An 18,080-nucleotide genomic window follows, 5' to 3' on the forward strand; every position below is an offset into this window, starting at 1 on the left:
ACAACCCCCGTCCTAATCCGCTGGCCAGGCGAAACGCACCTTTCGCGCTGCGGGTTCGGCTTCTATCAGGGTTACCTTTATTGTGGACGCCTCGTCTGGGCCGCCAACACAAGTCGTCAAGATCGGCGGCTGTTCGACGAGAATCTTCGCCTTGTCTCCGCCGTCGCTATGCAGCACGGTCGCGTTGAAGTTCTGACCCACCCACGGCTGCAGCACAACCGCCTCGGTGAGGTTCAGGCACGCACGGTCGACGGCGCTGGCCGTCTGGCCGCTGGACTTCATGGTGCTGAGGATCTGATTTACGTTGGCGGTCACCCATTCCGGGATGGGCTCAGAGTTTGCAATGGCCAAGCAGATCTCCGTGGCGAAACGGTCCACCAGTCGGCGCAGCGGCGCGGTGACGTGCGCATAGTGCCCGCCGATTCCTGCGTGGATGTTCGGCTGCTCGCCGTCCGCACCTTCCGAGCCCGCACCTTCCGAGCCCGTGCTCTCAGAGCCCTCCCCGGCGCCACCGGGCTCGGATGCGCCAGGCTCAGCACTCCCTCCGACCAGCCCGAAATGCTGGTACCCCGCCCCACGCAGAAGAGTCTGCGCGTCGCGCATAAGCGCCATGCCGCGCGGCGTAGAGGCGTCTATACCAGCCAGCAACTCCCCGATCGAGCGACCGGAGCGATCAAACCCCAAAGCGTGCGCGGCCTGGTCGAAGGCGGCGATCTCCTTGTCTCCGGCGGGCGGCAGGGTGCGCAGAATGCCCACACCCGCGCGCACCATCATCTCGCCTGCACACATGCCCGCCAGTAGGGAAAGCTCGGCGTTGAAGTCGTTCATCTGCTGGCGCTTGTCGATGTCCAGTACGTAACGCTCGGCGCCGTCGTCGTCCTGGGTGCGCTCCACGGAAATGGATGGCAGACGCAAGTTAATGGCCTTTCGGCGCAGGTCAGACGACTGGCGCGCACGGCCAACCTCCGGCAGCTGGGCAATGGCGGGGTGCAGCGTGCCGCCGTTCATATCAGCCTCCACCTCGGCATAATCGAAGCGCTTCACGGAGCGCACCAGCGCGCGGTAGACGGTACAGTCCGCAACCTCGCCGTCCTCGCGCAGCAGGATATCCCACACCACGGCGGGGCGGGTCTGGTCCGGCAGCAGTGAGGCGCTGCCCTCCGACAGTTCCGCGGGGTGCAGGCGGATCGGCTCGTCGGGCAGATACATGGTCTGGCCGCGCCGGAGGGATTCCGCCATCAGCGCTCCGGCCGGGTCTACGAACGCGGCGACATCCGCAATGGCGTAGAGCACACGCCACCGTGCTGCGCCGGCCGTGCCTGCCGTGCCTGCTGTGCCTGCTGTGCCTGCCGTGCTCGCCGGGCCTGCCGTGCCTGCCGCACCCACGCCATCGGCGTCCTGAATATTCACCGCCTGGTCCAGGTCCATCGACCCCGCCGGGTCGATCGTCACAAACGGAACATCTCGCAGGTCACGGCGCTTATCGGAAAAGCGGTCGGTGGCTTGTAGCGCTTCGGCGTGCACGTCCTCCGGAAAGTGCTCCGGCAGGTCAAACTCCTCCGCAATGGTGCGGAAGTTCAGTTCGGCGGCGAAAAGTTTCATGCCTCAAGGGTGGCACAACCGCGCCAGCCCACGCACCCCCAAAAAAATTTTGCGTCGAGACGACCTGTGAGCCGGATTCTGTCCTATCCCCCGCTCCACCCCGCAGCACCAAAGGCACACGAGGGGGCGCGAAGGACGAGGCGATCATCCATCTGAGCTCACCATTGCTGGTGGCTTCAAGCGGCCTACCTGCTCATCGTTGGGCGGGCAGCCCTAGAGCTACGCCGCACGCTTGCACACCATCTGGGATGGCGCGCGTGCGGGCACCTTGACCTTGCTCCCGGTGGGGTTTACCTAGCCACCCCAGTCACCTGGGGCCCTGGTGCGCTCTTACCGCACCTTTTCACCCTTACCCGCACGTGGCGGGCGGTTTATTTTCTGTGGCACTGTTCCCGCGGGTCACCCCGGGTTGCTGTTAGCAACCACCGTTGCCCTGTGGAGTCCGGACTTTCCTCCGCGCCCGGCCTACCCCGTGTGCGGGGTGGTTCCGCGCGCCGCGATCGCCCGGCCGTCTCGACAAGGCCTTACTCTAGCGCACTGTTTCTGCAACCAGGAAGTGCGTGTCGTTCACCCGTCGCACTACTGCGCTGTCTTTGTTGCTGCCCTTATTCTGGACGCCCATTTCTCCACCGCGACCCGCCCCATCGGCACCGAAAATTTCGATGACGGAAAGCCCCGCCAAGTCCAGGTGGAGTGTGCGGTAGAGGGCGCCGCTGGCACACAGCGCGTGGCGCAGCATGGACTTGATGGGAGTCACGTGGCTGACCACCACCACGTCCTCGCCCGGGTGGTTGCGGGCGACATCGCGGAGGAAGGGGCGCACGCGGGCGAACACGTCGTCCGGACTTTCGCCGCCGCTGGGGGCTGCGGAGCTGTCCCACAAGCAGGCATCGTGCTCCAGGGGGAATTCGTCCATGACCTCGGCGAAGGTGCGGCCCTCCCAGTCTCCGAAGTCCATCTCGATAAGGGCCTCCGTGACGCGGATGCGCGGCTTGGCGGCACTACCGCCAGAGCTGCCCGCGCCGGAGCTGTCCGTGCTGGAGCTGTCCGTGCCGCCGAGGCTGCCCGTGTCAGAGCTGTCCGCGCCGCTGGAGCCGCCGACCTGGACCAAAGCCTCGGCCACCGCCTCCGCGGTCTGGCGCGTACGCTTCAGCGGGGAGCTGTACACGGCCACCGCGCCGGTGCCCGCCAACTGCTCGGCTACGTAGGCCGCCGCCCGCTGCGCCTGGTCGCGCCCGTGGGCGGTCAGCTCCGGGTCGGAGAGCCCAGAGAACTGCTTCTGCACGCTCATCTCCGTCTGCCCGTGCCGCAGCACCCACAGTCGGGTCGGGTTCCCGCCGGGGTGCCATTCCGGCGCGCTCGCGGCATCGGCCACGGCCTCCGCGCCGGTGCCCGTGGCCTCCGCGCCCGGGCCCACAATCCCCGCAGCCCCCTCACCCGCCGAGGCAGCCGCCTCCTCCGCGCCCGTGCTCTCATTGCCCGCAGCCCCCGCAGGCCCGGGCGCAGCATCCCCACCGGCCTCGGCTGAACTGGCGGCAGGTTGGAACGAGAGGGCGTCATCAAACCAACGACCCCCAACCTGGTCATCCATGGCGCGATTGGCCAGCTCGTCGGCGCGCTTGTTCTGCGCTCGCGGCACCCAGTTATACGACACGGCGGCGAGGGTGGCCTCCAGCTCCTTCACCCGCGCAGCCAGGGGCTTCATGTCCGGGTGCTTGATCTTCCAGCGGCCACTCATCTGCTCGACAACCAGCTTGGAATCCATCCGCACCTGGATCTCCAGCTCCGCAGGCGACACGCCCCGCATTCCCGCGACGTCTATGGCCAGCTCCAGAGCATTAATAAGCCCCTGGTACTCCGCCACATTGTTGGTGGCCTTGGAAATGAATTCCCAGCGTGCGGCTACTTCCTGATCGCCATCCAGAACCGAACTGCCACAGCCGGCAATGCCCGGGTTACCGCGGGAACCTCCGTCGCATTCCACGTCCAAGCGCATGATTCATCACCTCGTCTACCTACACGCTGTCTACCTACACGCCGTCTGCGTGTGCGCCGTCCGGCTGCGCACCGTCTGCCTGTGTACTTCACGCCACTTTATCGCAGCAGCAAGACATTACATTCAGGGCAGCGCGGCACCTCCCCGCCACCGCTAGCCGCCAGTGCATCCAGCTCCTTCATCGACAGCGGATCTAACTCCATAAAGCACGCCTGGCACGTCCGCCCCTTCAGGGGTGCAGCTCCCACACCATGCTCGGAGAGCTGCTGATCGTAGGCTCGCAGCAGCTCGGAATTCGTATCCTCCAGAGCTGTACGGCGCTGAGCCAGGCGGGACTTGATCGCGGAAATGTCCGCGTGCAGGGCACTGGTGGCCCGCTCCAGGTCAGTCCTTGCGGTCGCGATGTCCTCGTCGATCTGCGCGTGCGTCTGGCTATCGGCCTCGTCGGCGGCAGAGTTTGTGTCGCTGAACAGCGCCTGCACCCGGTTCGATCGCTCCAGCCGGTGTTCGAGGTCCTGCAGCCGATCGCGAGTGCTGTGTAGGTCGTGCTTTAAGTCGCGCCGCCGCTCCGGATCCGTCTGCGCGCCGAGTCCCGCGACATTCGCCCGCTCGCGCTGCTTCAACTTCGCCACGTCCTGCCGCAACCTCTTGATGGTGGCCTGGTCGCTTCGGAGCTGCGCGTTGTTCAGCACCTGTTGGCGGTGGTCCTCCCGCTTCTGGGCCTGCAGTTCCTCCAGCTTGGCCTGCTCGGGCAGAGAATCCAGGCGTGCCTGTGCGATGCTCAGCTCCTCCTGGTCTCGCGCTAGGTCAGTCAGTGTTTTCCGGTCCTCGGTCGTCCAGCGCATCGCAGTTGCCCTCCTGTTTATAGCTTTTTGTGTTTATTGCGTTTTCTCGTGCACGGTCCACGGGTCGGTGCGCACATCGATTACTGTGGTCTGTGCTTGAGTTGCCTTCTTAATGACGCCCTCCGCTTGGAAGCACCACGGAAACTCGCTGGCCCAGTGGGCGGTATCGATAACGGGGCACCCGCCCATACGCAGGTGCTCGTCCACTGGGTGGTGGCGCAGGTCGGAGGTGACAAAGCAGTCCACGTCCATTTTTGCGACTTGGCCCAGGAAGCTGTCGCCGGCGCCACTGGCGACGGCGACGGTGCGAACCATGGCATCCGGATCCCCGGCGGCCCGCACGCCCCATTCGGTGACGGGCAGACGCTCGGCCACCCGAGCGGTGAACTCCCGCAAGGTCATGGGGGTATCCAGCTCGCCTACGCGCCCGATACCTAGTTGTTGGTCGGCGGGCGTGGGTAGGGAGGTTTCCACGCAGTCGTAGGCGGGTTCCTCGTAAGGATGAGCCTTAATCAGGGCAGTACGGATGGCCTCCCGCTGCGCGGCGGGGGCTACGAACTCGATGCGGACCTCCTGCACCGTCTCGACCTCTCCCACCGTGCCGAGGTGCGGGTTTGCGCCGTCGGTAGGTAGGAACTGGCCGGTGACGGTGAACTCAAAGCAAGCCTGCTCATAGTCGCCCTGTGCGCCGCCGCCTGCGGAAAAGATGGCGGTTTTCACCGCGGGGGCGTCTATAAGAGGCACCGTGAACCCCCACTTATCGGTGCCGGAAGGGATCGGCCGCAACGGTGCACCTGGGGTGATGCCGAGGATCTCTGCGAGGCGATCGTTAACGCCGGGGCGGGCCGAATCCGCGTTGGTGTGCGCGGCAAACAGGGCTATGCCATGGCGGATAAGCTTGTGGACGATGCGGCCCTTCGGCGAGTTGGTGGGGACTGCCGTTACGCCGCGGAGCAAAAGCGGATGGTGGACGACGAGCATCTGCGCTCCCTGCTCGATGGCGGCATCCACGACGGTATCGGTGCAGTCCAGGGCGAAGGCCACCTTGTTGGCGGGCTCGGCGGGGTCGCCACAGATCAGGCCGACTGCGTCCCAGGATTCGGCAAGATGGGGCGGGTAGGCGGCCTCTAGCGCGGCGACCACGTCGGCGACGGTGGTGCCTGTGTCGGCGGCGGGGGTTTCGGCGCTGTCAGTCTCCACGGGAGCGGGGGTGTCGGTGTCCACGGTGCCTGTGTCGGCGGCGGGGGCGGTAGATGGCTCGGGCACGGATCCTCCTGGGGTACTGCTTTTTGCTGCCCCACCCAGCCTAGCCAGATCTGACAGACTGTAGGGGTGCGAAATTTACCAATTCTGCTTGTAGACGTAGACGGAACGCTGATGGATAGCTACCCCGGCATCCGCGCTAGCTTCGTGGCGGCGCTAGAGGCTCACGGGGTTCCAGTGCCTGACGAGGAGCGCGTGCGGCAGATCCCCGGCCCGCCGATGGTGGAGACCTTGGCTGACATCGGATTGGAAGGCGAACTGCTGCAGAAGGTCTTTGACACTTACCTGGCTGACCAGGAAAACGGGCGTTGGCAGGAGGCCACCCCGTTCCCAGGCATGCGCGACCTGCTGGAGAAATGGTCCAGCGAGGGCATTGTGCTGTCCACTGCAACGTCGAAGTCCGAGGTCTCGGCGGAGCGGATCCTGCGCGAGCACGACATGATGAAGTACTTCGCGGTACTCGGCGCCGCCCAGGAGGACGGCACCCGCCGGTCCAAGGCCGCCGTGATCGAATACGCGCTGGAGCAGCTGAAGAATGCCCCCGAAGTGCGCGAGGTGCTGGCACACATGAGCGCCGAGGAAGGCCTGCAGGCCCTCGACCCAACAAAGATGCTGTTAATCGGCGATCGCATTCACGACGTGGAGGGCGCCGCACAGTCTGGTATTCCGACGGTGTTGGTGAGCTGGGGCTACGGCTCCGAGGAAGAGCACGCGAAGGCCGCCTACAGTGTGAGCACGCCCGAGGAACTGGATGCCCTGGTGCAGCGCTGGGCCAACGAAGGCTAGCCGGGCACGGTAAAAGCCGGGCCAACGAAGGCTAGTCGGACCCGGGGAGAGCCGGGCCAACGAAGGCTAGTCGGACCCGGGGAGAGCCGGGAAAGCCTGGAAGCAACTGAGAAGAAGACAAGGAAGACAATGCACATCACGGTCGTATGCACAGGCAACATCTGCCGCTCCCCGATGGGCGAGGTGATCTTGCGGGCCGGCCTCGAGGAAGCTGGCATCGCCACCCGTCACTCCTCTGCCGCTGAAACCCCTGGTTCCAGCGATGCGCCGGTGACCCTGAACTCCTGCGGACTCGGCGGCTGGCACATCGGCGACGGTGCTGATGGTCGGGCGGTGGACGAGTTGGCGTCACTAGGCTACGACGGTACGAAGCACCGCGCGGCACAGCTCGGGCCGGAGCATATGGGCGCTGACCTCTTCCTGGCGATGGATAGCGGGCATGTGCGCGGGTTGCGCAATGCGGGTGTTGCCCCGGAGCGCATTCGGTTGTTCCGTAGCTTCGACGCCAACTCCCCCGCCGGTGCCGAAGTCGCCGACCCATACTACGGCCACCGCTCGGACTTTACCGAGGTAGGGCAGCAGATTGAGGCTTCCGTGCCGGGGATTGTGGAGTTTGTGCGGGAGCAGCTGGGGCGGTAGTGAGTCTTTCCGCCGCTTAAGTGCCTTTCCGCCGCTTAGGTGCCTTCTGCCGCCTGAATGTCGGAAAAGCTGCAAAACGCCAGGGGCTGCAGGCCTCCGACCCCCACCGTTGGCCCCTAAATGCCGGAAAAGTTGCACAAGCCAAGGGCTACAGGCCTCCGACCCCCACCGTTGGCCCCTAAATGTCGGAAAAGTTGCAAAACGTTATTGCAGACAATTTTCAATACTGTAAACATACAGGTCAGGGCGTTTTGTTCGTGTGCTGACTGCTTGCCGGTTTTCCGTTCTGCAACTTTTCCGACATTTAACCCTTCCTGCCCCCATAACTCTTCCTGCCCCACCAACTGCCATCGGGTTGGTCATTCTCAACCACTCCACATAGCCCAACGCCATGGGCTGCAGACCTCCGATCCCCACCGTCGGCCCCTAAATGTCGCAAAAGTTGCAAAACATTATTGCAGACAATTTTCAATACTACAAATATGCAGTTCAGAGCGTTTTGTTCGCGTGCTGACTGCTTGCCGGTTTTCCGTTTTGCAACTTTTCCGACATTTAACCCTTCCTGCCCCCTCATAACCCTTCCTGCCCCACCAAATACCATCAAGTTGGACATTCTCAACCACTTCACATAGCCAAATGTCAACGGATCGAGTCCTCAGAACTATTTCAGACAGCCAAATGTCGCTAAAACAGGAATCCTGAGCCACCTCAGGCGGACGAATGCAGCTAGAAAGCCAGGAGGTTAATGGGAACTAGAAGCGCTCCTTGCCGCGCTTTTCCGCGCGGCGCTCCTCGAAGCGGGAGCGAGTGCCTCCATAGCGGTCGGCGAGGTCGGAACGCTTCCGAGGCTTCGGCTTCTCGGTGTTGCTGGGCTTCAACTTTTCAGAGTCGGTCGACTTGGGCTTAGCGGTAGCGTCGCCAGCACCATCACCGGCGGCTGCATCGGAACCCGCGCTAGACGATGAACCGTCAGCTCCGGCGCCAGCATCAGCATCACCGGCTCCGCCACCAGCACCATCACCATCACCAGCACCAGGATCTCGGCTACCGGCACCATCGGTGAACTGGGCGTTTAGGCGGGCAATCTCGGCGCTTTCCTCGCGCTCACGCCGGCGCTCGCGCATCTCCGCATACACAAACCAGCCCAAGCCCACCGGCGCCAAAATGCCGAACGCAATCCATTGAATTCCGTAGGACAGGTTCGTGCCGCCATCCAGGTGTGGCAGGGGTAGCGCTCGCAGATCCGGCGCATCGCCATCACCAGCACTGCCGGTATCACCGCTGGCACCAGCGCCACCAGCACCATCAGCGCTACCTCCAGCGTTTCCACCAGCACCAGCACTGCCACCAGCACTGCCACCACCGGCCATGCCGTTCAGCCGATCCACGCTTTCCGAATCCAACTGCACATAGTCGGCCGCCAGATCTTCGCCCGTCACCTCGGAGATCTGCTCCGTCGACATTCCCGTGACCTGCGTGTATCCCTGAGATTCCGTCGGCTCAGCATTCGGCACGGCCTCGCTCATCCGGATAAAGCCGGTCACCTTCACGTCGCCGCGTGGCGCATCCTTCAACTTCGGCGCAGCCCCGTCCCCCTCCACGGCAACCCACCCGCGATGCACCAATACGGTCTGGCCACTGTCGAGACGAAAGGGCGTCAGCGATTGATAAGAATGAGCCGATTCGACCGGGCGGTTGCGCAGCAGCACCTCTTTGTCTGGCAGGAATTGGCCCTGTAGTGCGACCCTGGTCCATTCTTTTTGGACGCCCACTGATCCCCCGTCGCCCGGAATCACATCGGTGATCGGAACGGGGTCTACTTGCAGGGATTGTTCGAGGCGCTGGTTAAAGGCGTTCTTATCCTTGTTCTTTCCAAGCTGCCAAGGGGCCAGGAAGCTGAATGCAGCGTAGGTAAAGGCGAGGACCAGGATGGCCGTGATAACCCACCCGGGTGTGAGGAAGTTTCGCCAGCCGCTGCGCTTCGTGGATGTCATGGGCTCCATTATTGCCTCGGCTTGTGGGGGCGGCCAAATAGGCAGAGCGGAGTCGAGCGGTGCGGAGCCGAGCGAAGCGGAGGAGAGCCGAGCGGAGCGGAGGGGAGCCGAGCGGAGCCGGGAATGCAACAACCCCGCGGCCAGTTCAAGGTGGCCACGGAGCTGTAAAAAATTTTTGGTGCGCCCTGACGGGTTCGAACCGCCGACCTGCTGGGTGTAAACCAGCTGCTCTTCCAGCTGAGCTAAAGGCGCGTACTGCTTCTGCCTGCTGCCTCGAGTGAATCGAAACTGCGTGTTCGCTTGAAGCGTTAATGACTCTAGCACGTCCACCCGCAAACAACGAAACCACAGGTCAAGCGCGGTGCGGAGCAACCAGCGCGGTGCGGAGCAACCAGCACCGCTATGCAACGAGCACCGGGTGTGCGGCAAGCGGCGCCGCTAAGCAAGCAGCGCCGCGTGCCAGCGTGCGGCTAGCGCTTGGTGCCGGAGGAGACCAGGCAGGCGCCCTGCCAGTCGCCCAGGCGCTCCGACTTGGTCTGCACCAGGCCCGCCAGCTGGGCGGACTCGGCGATCACGCCCGGTTCCACGCGGCCAGCGCCGGCCTTGGCGGGGGTCAGCAGCCAGATGCGGCCGTCGTCCCCCAGGCTGCGGGTCGCGTCGACCAGACCGTCGACCAGGTCGCCGTCCTCGTCGCGCCACCACAGAAGCACAACATCGACGACCTCGTCAGTGTCGATATCCAACAGGGCATCGCCGATAGCGTCTTCCAGGGCTTCGCTGATGCTATTGTCGCAGTCTTCGTCCCAGCCGATCTCCTGGATCAGGTGGTCGGACTCGACATTGAGCAGGTCTGCCCAGTCGTGTCCATCCTGCGACTGCGCACCCTGTGCGCCATTGCCTTGTGCACCGCCAGCGGAGCCTGTAGAGCTCGGAGCCGAACCGGGGGCCATTGCCACTGTTATTTCGTACCTTTCTAAGAAAACCAGCCCGTCGCACAACCACCGGTGCCTCGCGCCCGTTCTATACGGCCGCTACATGCCCCTGAAGTTATCGCAGCTGGTGTGGTTAAAAGTCTGCATTTTTGAACCTAACACAATCAGGCCATCAGCGACGGTTTTCTAACACGAGTTTGACGTAGTGTGGGAACCACATGGGGCTTACCCTCAAAGCACCCCGAAACCCGTGGATTTTAGGAGGACGAACCAGTGTCCGCTTCGGCAGAAGAAAACAACAGCGCATACGATGCCAGCAACTTTGCTTTGATTCGAGACGGAGTGGCCTCTTACCTGGCCGATTCCGACCCGGAGGAAACCCAAGAGTGGATGGATTCCCTCGACGGGCTGCTGGAATCCGCAGGCCCGGATCGCGGCCGCTACCTGATGCTGCGCCTGCTGGAGCGTGCCACTGCCAAGCGCGTCCCCCTCCCGCCGTTGCTGTCCACCGACTACGTGAACACCATCCCCACCACCCAGGAGCCGGAATTCCCCGGCGATGAGGAGATCGAGAAGCGCTACCGCCGCTGGATCCGCTGGAACGCCGCCATCATGGTGCACCGCGCCCAGCGCCCCGGCATTGGGGTGGGTGGCCACATCTCCACCTACGCCGGCGCAGCCCCGCTGTACGAGGTCGGCCTGAATCACTTCTTCCGCGGCAAGGATCACCCGGGCGGCGGCGATCAGATTTTCTTCCAGGGTCACTCCTCCCCCGGCATGTACGCCCGCGCCTTCCTGGAGGGTCGCCTTAGCGAGGAAGACTTGGATGCCTTCCGCCAGGAGGCCTCCAAGCCGGGCCACGGTCTGCCTTCCTACCCGCACCCGCACGGTATGCCGGAGTTCTGGGAATTCCCGACCGTCTCCATGGGTCTGGGCCCCATGGATGCCATCTACCAGGCGCGCTTCAACCGCTACCTGCACGACCGCGGCATCAAGGACACGTCCGACCAGCACGTCTGGGCGTTCCTCGGCGATGGCGAAATGGACGAGCCGGAATCCCGCGGCCTGATCCAGATGGCTGCGCTGAACAACCTGGATAACCTGACCTTCGTCATCAACTGCAACCTGCAGCGCCTGGACGGCCCGGTGCGCGGTAACACGAAGATCATTCAGGAACTAGAAAGCTTCTTCCGCGGCGCGGGCTGGAACGTCATCAAGGTCGTCTGGGGCCGCGAGTGGGACGATCTGTTCGCCCGCGACGAAGATGGCGCCCTGGTTCACGCCATGAACACCACCCCGGATGGCGACTTCCAGACGTTTAAGGCCAACGACGGCGCCTACGTCCGCGAGTACTTCTTTAACAAGGACCCGCGCACCGCCAAGCTGGTGGAGAACATGACGGACGAGGAGATCTGGCACCTGCGCCGCGGCGGCCACGACTACCGCAAGATCTATGCCGCCTACAAGCGTGCCCTGGAGACCAAGGACCAGCCGACCGTCATCCTGGCGCACACCATTAAGGGCTACGGCCTGGGCCACAACTTCGAGGGCCGCAATGCTACCCACCAGATGAAGAAGCTCACGCTGGAGGATCTGAAGCTCTTCCGCGATAAGCAGGACATCCCAATCTCCGACGAGGAGCTGGAGAAGGACCCGTACCTGCCGCCGTACTTCCACCCCGGCCCGGATGCCGAGGAGATCAAGTACATGGTGAACCGCCGCAAGGAACTCGGTGGCTTCCTGCCGGAGCGCCGCGAAAAGTTCACCCCGCTGAAGATGCCGGATCTATCCATCGCCAAGCTGGCTCGCAAGGGTTCCGGCAAGCAGGATGTTGCCACCACGATGGCGCTGGTTCGCGTGTTTAAGGATCTTATGCGCGACGATGAGCTGAAGAAGCGCATCGTGCCGATCGTGCCGGATGAGGCGCGTACCTTCGGCATGGATTCCTGGTTCCCGACGTTGAAGATCTACAACCCGCACGGCCAGAACTACACGCCGGTGGACCACGACCTGATGCTTTCCTACCGCGAGGCCACCGACGGCCACATCCTGCACGAGGGCATCTCGGAGGCCGGTTCTCTGGCCTCCTTCATTGCCGCGGGCACCAGCTACGCCACGCACGGCGAGGTCATGATCCCGCTGTACATCTTCTACTCCATGTTCGGCTTCCAGCGCGTCGGCGATGAAATCTGGGCCGCGGGAGACCAGATGTCTCGCGGATTCCTGATCGGCGCCACCGCAGGCCGCACCACACTGACAGGCGAGGGCTTGCAGCATATGGACGGCAACTCCCCCGTGTTGGCGTCCACAAACCCCGCAGTAGTGACCTACGACCCTGCGTTTGCCTACGAGATCGCCCACATCGTGCACCGTGGCATCGAGCGCATGTACGGCGAGAACAGCAACGATGGCCGCGGCGAGGACGTGATCTACTACCTCACCGCCTACAATGAGCCGATCCACCAGCCGGCGGAGCCAGACGACCTCGATGTGGAGGGGCTGCACAAGGGTATTTACCTTTATGACGCCGCCTCGGATTCAGCGGAGCTGCAGGCCAATATTCTGGCTTCTGGCGTGGCCATGACGGCAGCGTTGAAGGCGAAGGAACTGCTGCAGGAGTTCAACGTAGACGCGAACGTGTTCTCTGTGACCAGCTGGAATGAGCTGGCCCGCGATGGCCAGGCCGTGGAGTTGGAGCAGCTGCGCGATCCGTCGGCAGAGCCGCGCACGGCGTTTATCACTCAGCAGCTAGAGGCCGCCGAGGGTCCGTTCGTGGCCGTCAGCGACTATGCCACCACCGTGGCCGAGCAGGTGCGCAAGTGGGTGCCGGGCGAGTTCGTGGTGCTGGGCGCCGATGGCTTTGGTTTTGCGGATACCCGCGAGGCCGCGCGCCGGTACTTCAACGTGGATGCGGAGTCCATCGTGGTGGGCGTGCTGCTGGGGCTGGCGCGCGAGGGCAAGATCGATCGCTCTTTGGCTGCGGAGGCGGCCGAGCGTTTCCAGATCGACGACCCGACCGCTACCAACTAGCCCAGCAGGTTTAGTAGCGCCCGGTTGACATCCTCCGGGCGCTCGACGGGGAGCATGTGCCCGGATTCCGGGTACTCGTGCAGGTCGGCGCGGGGCCACAGCTCGTGAATGCGTCGGCTCTGGCTGGGCGGGGTGACATCATCCATCGCGCCGACCAGAATTTCCCCGGGGATGTCGGCAAGCAGCTTGGCGGCGGCGTGCTCGTCGTGGTCCGTCAGGTCGTCCAGGTAGCCCAGCAGGGTGGGCATGGGGGTGTTGGCGATCTCGTTGGCGTGGAACGTCAGCACGTCGAAGTCATCGGACTCTCCCTCGTCCAGCGCACCGTGGTAGATGAAGGCGGCGATCACGGGCTTGATGGCCCACTCCACCAGGCTTTTTGCCCATGCCAATTGGGTGGGGCTCTGCGCTCCCAGCCAGCGAACCGCGCGCACCAGGTGGGAGTGCAGAATCTGCGATACGCCCTTAGAGGCGAAGGTATCGATCGCGCCGTTGACCAGTGCGATGCCACCGATCCGCTTTCGGTCTTCCTTACTTAGGTGGCGCAATACGCCCAGGACGGTCATCGCGCCCATCGAGTGGCCAGCCAGGATCAGCCTGCCCATGGGCGCAAGCGTGCGGATGGTTTCGGCTAAGTCGATGGCGGTGCGTTCAATGTCCAAGCCCGGCATGGGCTGCGGCCCATTCGGCCCAGGTGTCGTTTCGCTGGCGCCGTGTCCACGCAGATCCGGCAGCAAGATGCGGAGGTTCGGTTGCTCGCGCACCGCGGCCAGTTGGAAGAACCAGGAGGCGGCCGTCAGGTTGAAGCCGTGTACGAGGATGAGGGTGGTGGGTGCGGACGAGGGGGCGCTCTCAACAGAAAAAGAGTAAGAACGCACCTCGTGAACCGCGACCTTGGCGCCGTCGTCCATGGCGAGGCGGTGGATCCACCGGGCGCGTGGCAGTCCGGGGACGGCGGGCGGGTCGCGCAGCACAATGCTGGCGAGGTTGCGGACGGCGGTGGTAAGACGCATGGGAAGGACCTCCGCAAGATTGTTAGGATGAGTGTACAAACGCCAAAGCACGCACGGCTTGGTCGAGCTGAAGCGAGCTATAGCGAACTATGGGTTGCTTTAGATTTTGTAGCTTAGTGCGCGGCGCGCGGGTCGCGTTAGTTGCAGGAGGAGGAACGAAGATGGCTGAGGAAAACAACCAGCTGGCGGCGGCGCTGTCGAAGAAGCTGGAGAAGGACAGTGCCACCGCCGAGGCAGGCAATAAGGCTGACAGCAAGGCTAACTCTGCAGGCAAGGCCGATAAAGCAGATAAGCGCGGAACCGTGCTGAACATCGTGGAAGACGCGACGGGCATCGAGCGCGACGAGTTGGAAGGCTCGAAACGCTTGGGCGATGACCTGAACATCGACTCGCTCTCCCTGATGGATATTGCCGTGCGCTTGGAAGAGGAGTTCGGTGTGGAGGTGCCGGACGAGGACATCAACCGAGTGAAGACCATCGACGAGCTGGTTGGCTTGGTGGATAAGTGAGTGTGGAGGCGGCTGGCACGGCCAGCGCTGTAGAGAACATTCTCGGCGAGCTGCAGGAATGGCCCGCAGACAACGTAGCCGCGGCGGCGCTGTGGGAGGGCACTACGGCGACCTATGGCGATACGGCAGTGCAGTTTCCTCTGGCCAGCGTAAGCAAGCTGATCACCGCCTATGCCGCCCTCTTGGCCGTGGAGGAAGGCGCCTTCGAGCTGGATCAGCAGGTCCCGGCGGAGTTGCTGCCCGAGTTCGACGACCTGCCGACGGTGCGCGAATTGTTGGCGCACACGAGTGGCATTGGTTTCCGCGGCCGCTCCCCAGAAAAGCCACGCGGTGCTCGGAGGATCTACTCTTCGGCGGGCTACGAGGTGCTGGCGGACTTCATCGCCGCGGAAGCCGACATGCCTTTCGCGGACTACGTGGCCGAAGGCGTGTGCGCACCGTTGGGGATCGAGGTCACGGTCGAGGGCAGCGCGGGGCACGGTTTTTCCGCTTCGGTTGGCGCCCTTTCGGCGCTGTGTTCGGAATTCTTGACGCCCACAGTGCTGGCTCCCACCACCCTGCGCGAGGCGCTGGAACCGCAGTGGCCGGAGCTTTCCGGAGTGGTCCCCGGCTATGGAATGCAGAAGCCCTGCCCGTGGGGACTGGGCTTTGAACTGCACGGTGAAAAGTCGCCGCACTGGTTGGGCGAAAAGATGCCTGCGACGGTAGCGGGGCACTTCGGACAGTCGGGAACATTCTTGTGGTTCCACCCGGAAACAAAGAAAGCCGCCGTCGTCCTCACGGATGAGGACTTCGGCGACTGGGCCAAGCAGCGCTGGGATGGTTTCAACCAGCGCCTGTGGGAGGCCATGGGTTAGGCCGGCGAGGGCCAGAGGCTGAGCCGGCCGGGGGTTATGCCGGCTGGGGGGGATTCCGGCTGAGGTTTATTCGAAGGTGGTACGCAGGTCCTTGTGGCCCTCTGCATGCCAGTCCACGTAGGCATTGTCCTTCGTCTCGATACCCTGCTCCTTCTGGTGCGGCACCTTGGCCACGATATTGCGGCGTGCACGGCCAGAGCGTAGCTGCGATTCGATACGCTCGGCCAGCTTCGCCAGACCCATGTTGATCAGGATCATGATTACCGCAATCAGAATTAGTGCCGGGATCATCGCACCGTAGTACTCGCCCAGCTGGCGGCCAGAGCGGACAACCTCCACGAAGCCGATCATGTAACCCAGCGCGGAGTCCTTTAGTGCAATGACCATCTGGGAGATGATCGCAGGCAACATAGCTGCCACCGCCTGCGGCAACAGGATCAGGAAGATGGACTGGCGGTGGCTCAAGCCCAAAGCGATAGCGGCTTCGCGCTGGCCGCGCGGTAGCGATTCGATACCCGAGCGCAGGGTCTCGGCGATCACGGAGCCGTTGTACATCGTCAGGCCGAACACCACTGCCGTGAAGCCTAGCCAGTTAGAAGGCACCAGCTGCAGCAGGGAGAATACGGCGTAGGCGAAAAGCATCAGCACCAGCACCGGGATGGAGCGGAAGAATTCCACGATGATGCCGCAGATCCAGCGGACCGGAGCAGCCATGGATAGGCGCCCCACGCCCAGCAGAGCGCCGATAACCATAGCTAGAACGATGGAGGCCACGGCCGCACCGATGGTGGAGATCAAGCCGGGGATGATGTACGTCGTCCAGGTTGATCCTTCCAGGAAGAAGGACCACTTTGCGGATTCGAACTGGCCTTTCTCGTTGAGCTTCAAGCCAACTAGAACCAGGATCGCCGCGACTACTACGACCGTGACCACGGTCAGGATTGAGTTGAGCCTGCGGCCTTTGGGGCCTGGGGCGTCATACAAAACAGTTGCGCGTACAGACATTAGCGCTTCACCGCCCATCGCTTACCTGCCCAACCGAAGAACAAACCGGTAGGGAGCGTCAAGATAATAAACCCGATTGCGATGACTCCGAAGATCACCAGGATGTCGCTGGCGTAGTCCTCCGTCAGGGTCTTCATCAACAGGGAGGCTTCGGCCACACCAATCACGGATGCGATGGTGGTGTTCTTCGTCAACGCGATCAGAGTGTTGCCCAGCGGCACGATCGCGCCGCGCAGAGCCTGCGGGAAGATCACGTGGCGGAAGTTCTGGCCAAAGCTAAGGCCCAGGGAACGGGCGGCTTCGGCCTGGCCGAAGGGCACGGTATTGATGCCGGAGCGTAGTGACTCGGCGACGAAGCAGGAGGTGTAGGCCACGAAGGCCAGAACCGCCAGCCGGAAGTTCTGCTTTTCGATGAAGGAATCGTTCTCCACCGCCAGCAGCAGGCCGAGGTTGTAGTACAGGCCCATGGAGGCCAGCAAAATGATCAAGGTCAGCGGGGTATTGCGAACGATGTTGATGTACCACGCGGACAGGTTGCGCAGAATGGCCACGGGGCTCACGCGCATTGCGGTCAGGATGATTCCGAAGATCATTGATCCCACCGCAGAGAAGAACGTCAACTTGATGGTTACCCAGAATGCCGGTAGCAGTTCGGGCTTCATCTCGGACCATAGTTCGGGATTCATAGTGCGTTCCTCCTTCCCTACTTCTTATCGACGAACGACAGGTCGCCGATCTCCGGCTTTTCGCCGAGATCCACGTTGTCGCCCAGGTTCTTGGCGACGATCTTTTGGAACTCGCCGGAATCGTGCATTTCGTTCAGCGCTTCGTTGACCTCAGCCTTGGCTTCATCATCGCCCTTGGGCAGGCCGATGCCGTAGCGCTCGTTGGTCCAGTAGCTGCCGTCGTCCTTCTTGAGCTGGATGACGCTGTACTCTTCGCCGAAACGATCCTTGTAGCGCTGTGCGAAGCCAGCCAGAATGGTCGCGTCCGTCGTGGTTGCATCCACCACGCCCTGCTTCAGGCCCTCTGCACACGCGGCGTAGGTGTCGAACTCCTGCAGCTGCACTTCTGGCAGTGCGTCCTTCACCTTCTGTGCCGGGGTGGAGCCGGATACGGAGCACAGGCGGGTGCCCGGCGCGATGTCGTTCAGTCCCTTGATGCCGGAATCTTCGCGGACCAGCAGCGCCTGGTGGGTGACCAGGTACGGCCCCGCGAAGTCCACGGCCTTCAGGCGACCTTTGTTGATGGAGTACGTGGCGGTGATCATGTTGACCTCACCGTTGTTGATGAGGGTCTCGCGCTGCGCGGATGGAGTTTCGCGCCACTTGATTTCTGGCACTGCCCAGCCGTGCTTCTTTGCGATGTATTCCACCACGTAGCGGGATACGTCGGTATCCAGCCCGGCGAACTGCTTGTCCGGGGTGCGCTCACCCAGGTTCGGTTGGTCGTACTTGGTGCCCATTACGACGTGGCCGGATTCAATATCCGCCAGCAAGTCGCGGGCACCGCCAGAGCCGCACGCGGTCAGCGCCACCACGCTTGCGGTGGCAACCACTGCAGCCGTGAGGCGCTTGAGTGCGCTTGTGAAGGTAGACATGTGCAAACTCGC

Annotated in this window: 15 protein-coding genes, 1 tRNA gene and 1 other RNA gene; 5 read left to right on the forward strand and 12 right to left on the reverse strand. The window is 63.2% G+C overall.

What is annotated here, in order from left to right; genetic code table 11:
- Window positions 1–12 precede the first annotated feature (12 nt).
- The 5 genes from ACKFRT_RS05210 to ACKFRT_RS05230 all read right to left on the reverse strand — a co-directional run bounded on the left by ACKFRT_RS05210 (window position 13) and on the right by ACKFRT_RS05230 (window position 5,709).
- On the reverse strand, window positions 13–1,602 hold the full coding sequence (locus ACKFRT_RS05210; RefSeq protein ID WP_408926007.1) for an RNB domain-containing ribonuclease: 1,590 nt from the start codon (window positions 1,600–1,602) through the stop codon (window positions 13–15).
- A gap of 51 nt (window positions 1,603–1,653) precedes the next feature.
- Window positions 1,654–2,118: RNase P RNA component class A (gene rnpB, locus ACKFRT_RS05215), an RNA gene on the reverse strand.
- Window positions 2,119–2,131: 13 nt separating this feature from the next.
- Window positions 2,132–3,598, reverse strand: a complete 1,467-nt coding sequence (locus tag ACKFRT_RS05220; RefSeq protein ID WP_408926008.1) for a histidine phosphatase family protein — start codon at window positions 3,596–3,598, stop codon at window positions 2,132–2,134.
- 98 nt (window positions 3,599–3,696) lie between these two features.
- On the reverse strand, window positions 3,697–4,443 hold the full coding sequence (locus tag ACKFRT_RS05225; RefSeq protein ID WP_408926009.1) for a zinc ribbon domain-containing protein: 747 nt from the start codon (window positions 4,441–4,443) through the stop codon (window positions 3,697–3,699).
- 33 nt (window positions 4,444–4,476) lie between these two features.
- Entirely contained in the window at window positions 4,477–5,709 is a 1,233-nt protein-coding gene (locus ACKFRT_RS05230; RefSeq protein ID WP_408926010.1) for a Nif3-like dinuclear metal center hexameric protein, read from the reverse strand.
- Between the two features lie 66 nt (window positions 5,710–5,775).
- Between ACKFRT_RS05230 and ACKFRT_RS05235 the strand changes: the two genes are divergently transcribed.
- Window positions 5,776–6,492 (forward strand): HAD hydrolase-like protein, encoded by a 717-nt coding sequence (locus tag ACKFRT_RS05235; RefSeq protein ID WP_408926011.1) that lies wholly within the window; start codon window positions 5,776–5,778, stop codon window positions 6,490–6,492.
- Window positions 6,493–6,621: 129 nt separating this feature from the next.
- Window positions 6,622–7,131 (forward strand): low molecular weight protein-tyrosine-phosphatase, encoded by a 510-nt coding sequence (locus tag ACKFRT_RS05240; RefSeq protein ID WP_408926012.1) that lies wholly within the window; start codon window positions 6,622–6,624, stop codon window positions 7,129–7,131.
- Window positions 7,132–7,883: 752 nt separating this feature from the next.
- On the opposite strand, the gene ACKFRT_RS05245 is transcribed toward ACKFRT_RS05240, so the two are convergent.
- From ACKFRT_RS05245 to ACKFRT_RS05255, 3 genes are all read right to left on the reverse strand, one after another.
- Window positions 7,884–9,125, reverse strand: coding sequence for an SURF1 family protein (locus ACKFRT_RS05245; protein ID WP_408926013.1), 1,242 nt, complete (start codon window positions 9,123–9,125; stop codon window positions 7,884–7,886).
- Between the two features lie 176 nt (window positions 9,126–9,301).
- A tRNA-Val gene (locus ACKFRT_RS05250) sits at window positions 9,302–9,377 on the reverse strand.
- A 218-nt stretch (window positions 9,378–9,595) separates the two neighbouring features.
- Window positions 9,596–10,075 (reverse strand): DUF3052 domain-containing protein, encoded by a 480-nt coding sequence (locus ACKFRT_RS05255; protein WP_408926063.1) that lies wholly within the window; start codon window positions 10,073–10,075, stop codon window positions 9,596–9,598.
- Window positions 10,076–10,330: 255 nt separating this feature from the next.
- Between ACKFRT_RS05255 and aceE the strand changes: the two genes are divergently transcribed.
- Window positions 10,331–13,087 (forward strand): pyruvate dehydrogenase (acetyl-transferring), homodimeric type, encoded by a 2,757-nt coding sequence (aceE, locus tag ACKFRT_RS05260; RefSeq protein WP_408926014.1) that lies wholly within the window; start codon window positions 10,331–10,333, stop codon window positions 13,085–13,087.
- Here aceE and ACKFRT_RS05265 read toward each other — a convergent pair.
- A complete protein-coding gene (locus ACKFRT_RS05265) occupies window positions 13,084–14,097 on the reverse strand; it encodes an alpha/beta fold hydrolase (protein WP_408926015.1) in 1,014 nt (337 codons plus the stop codon). The two genes, aceE and ACKFRT_RS05265, sit on opposite strands and share 4 nt — an antisense overlap.
- A gap of 161 nt (window positions 14,098–14,258) precedes the next feature.
- Between ACKFRT_RS05265 and ACKFRT_RS05270 the strand changes: the two genes are divergently transcribed.
- Both ACKFRT_RS05270 and ACKFRT_RS05275 read left to right on the forward strand, forming a co-directional pair.
- Entirely contained in the window at window positions 14,259–14,606 is a 348-nt protein-coding gene (locus ACKFRT_RS05270; RefSeq protein ID WP_408926016.1) for an acyl carrier protein, read from the forward strand.
- Complete coding sequence (locus tag ACKFRT_RS05275; RefSeq protein ID WP_408926017.1) at window positions 14,603–15,463, forward strand: serine hydrolase domain-containing protein; 861 nt, start codon at window positions 14,603–14,605, stop codon at window positions 15,461–15,463. Before ACKFRT_RS05270 ends, ACKFRT_RS05275 begins: the two co-directional genes overlap by 4 nt.
- Before the next feature lie 66 nt (window positions 15,464–15,529).
- On the opposite strand, the gene ACKFRT_RS05280 is transcribed toward ACKFRT_RS05275, so the two are convergent.
- From ACKFRT_RS05280 to ACKFRT_RS05290, 3 genes are read right to left on the reverse strand one after another with little or no spacing between them, the layout of a single operon-like run.
- Window positions 15,530–16,468, reverse strand: a complete 939-nt coding sequence (locus tag ACKFRT_RS05280; RefSeq protein ID WP_408926018.1) for an amino acid ABC transporter permease — start codon at window positions 16,466–16,468, stop codon at window positions 15,530–15,532.
- A complete protein-coding gene (locus ACKFRT_RS05285; protein WP_293791814.1) occupies window positions 16,468–17,154 on the reverse strand; it encodes an amino acid ABC transporter permease in 687 nt (228 codons plus the stop codon). Before ACKFRT_RS05285 ends, ACKFRT_RS05280 begins: the two co-directional genes overlap by 1 nt.
- Window positions 17,155–17,171: 17 nt before the next feature.
- On the reverse strand, window positions 17,172–18,068 hold the full coding sequence (locus ACKFRT_RS05290; RefSeq protein ID WP_408926019.1) for a glutamate ABC transporter substrate-binding protein: 897 nt from the start codon (window positions 18,066–18,068) through the stop codon (window positions 17,172–17,174).
- Between the last annotated feature and the right edge of the window lie 12 nt (window positions 18,069–18,080).

The sequence above is a fragment of the Corynebacterium jamesii genome (assembly GCF_046097395.1).
Taxonomy (GTDB): Bacteria; Actinomycetota; Actinomycetes; order Mycobacteriales; family Mycobacteriaceae; genus Corynebacterium.

What these genes read in the sequence shown, in the direction of transcription:
- ACKFRT_RS05270 (WP_408926016.1), top strand. Translation starts at nt 14,259, where the DNA reads ATGGCTGAGGAAAACAACCAGCTGGCGGCGGCGCTGTCGAAGAAGCTG.
- ACKFRT_RS05210 (WP_408926007.1), bottom strand. Translation starts at nt 1,602, where the DNA reads ATGAAACTTTTCGCCGCCGAACTGAACTTCCGCACCATTGCGGAGGAG.
- ACKFRT_RS05265 (WP_408926015.1), bottom strand. Translation starts at nt 14,097, where the DNA reads ATGCGTCTTACCACCGCCGTCCGCAACCTCGCCAGCATTGTGCTGCGC.
- ACKFRT_RS05280 (WP_408926018.1), bottom strand. Translation starts at nt 16,468, where the DNA reads ATGTCTGTACGCGCAACTGTTTTGTATGACGCCCCAGGCCCCAAAGGC.
- ACKFRT_RS05240 (WP_408926012.1), top strand. Translation starts at nt 6,622, where the DNA reads ATGCACATCACGGTCGTATGCACAGGCAACATCTGCCGCTCCCCGATG.
- ACKFRT_RS05245 (WP_408926013.1), bottom strand. Translation starts at nt 9,125, where the DNA reads ATGACATCCACGAAGCGCAGCGGCTGGCGAAACTTCCTCACACCCGGG.
- ACKFRT_RS05225 (WP_408926009.1), bottom strand. Translation starts at nt 4,443, where the DNA reads ATGCGCTGGACGACCGAGGACCGGAAAACACTGACTGACCTAGCGCGA.
- ACKFRT_RS05290 (WP_408926019.1), bottom strand. Translation starts at nt 18,068, where the DNA reads ATGTCTACCTTCACAAGCGCACTCAAGCGCCTCACGGCTGCAGTGGTT.
- ACKFRT_RS05255 (WP_408926063.1), bottom strand. Translation starts at nt 10,075, where the DNA reads ATGGCCCCCGGTTCGGCTCCGAGCTCTACAGGCTCCGCTGGCGGTGCA.
- ACKFRT_RS05220 (WP_408926008.1), bottom strand. Translation starts at nt 3,598, where the DNA reads ATGCGCTTGGACGTGGAATGCGACGGAGGTTCCCGCGGTAACCCGGGC.
- ACKFRT_RS05285 (WP_293791814.1), bottom strand. Translation starts at nt 17,154, where the DNA reads ATGAATCCCGAACTATGGTCCGAGATGAAGCCCGAACTGCTACCGGCA.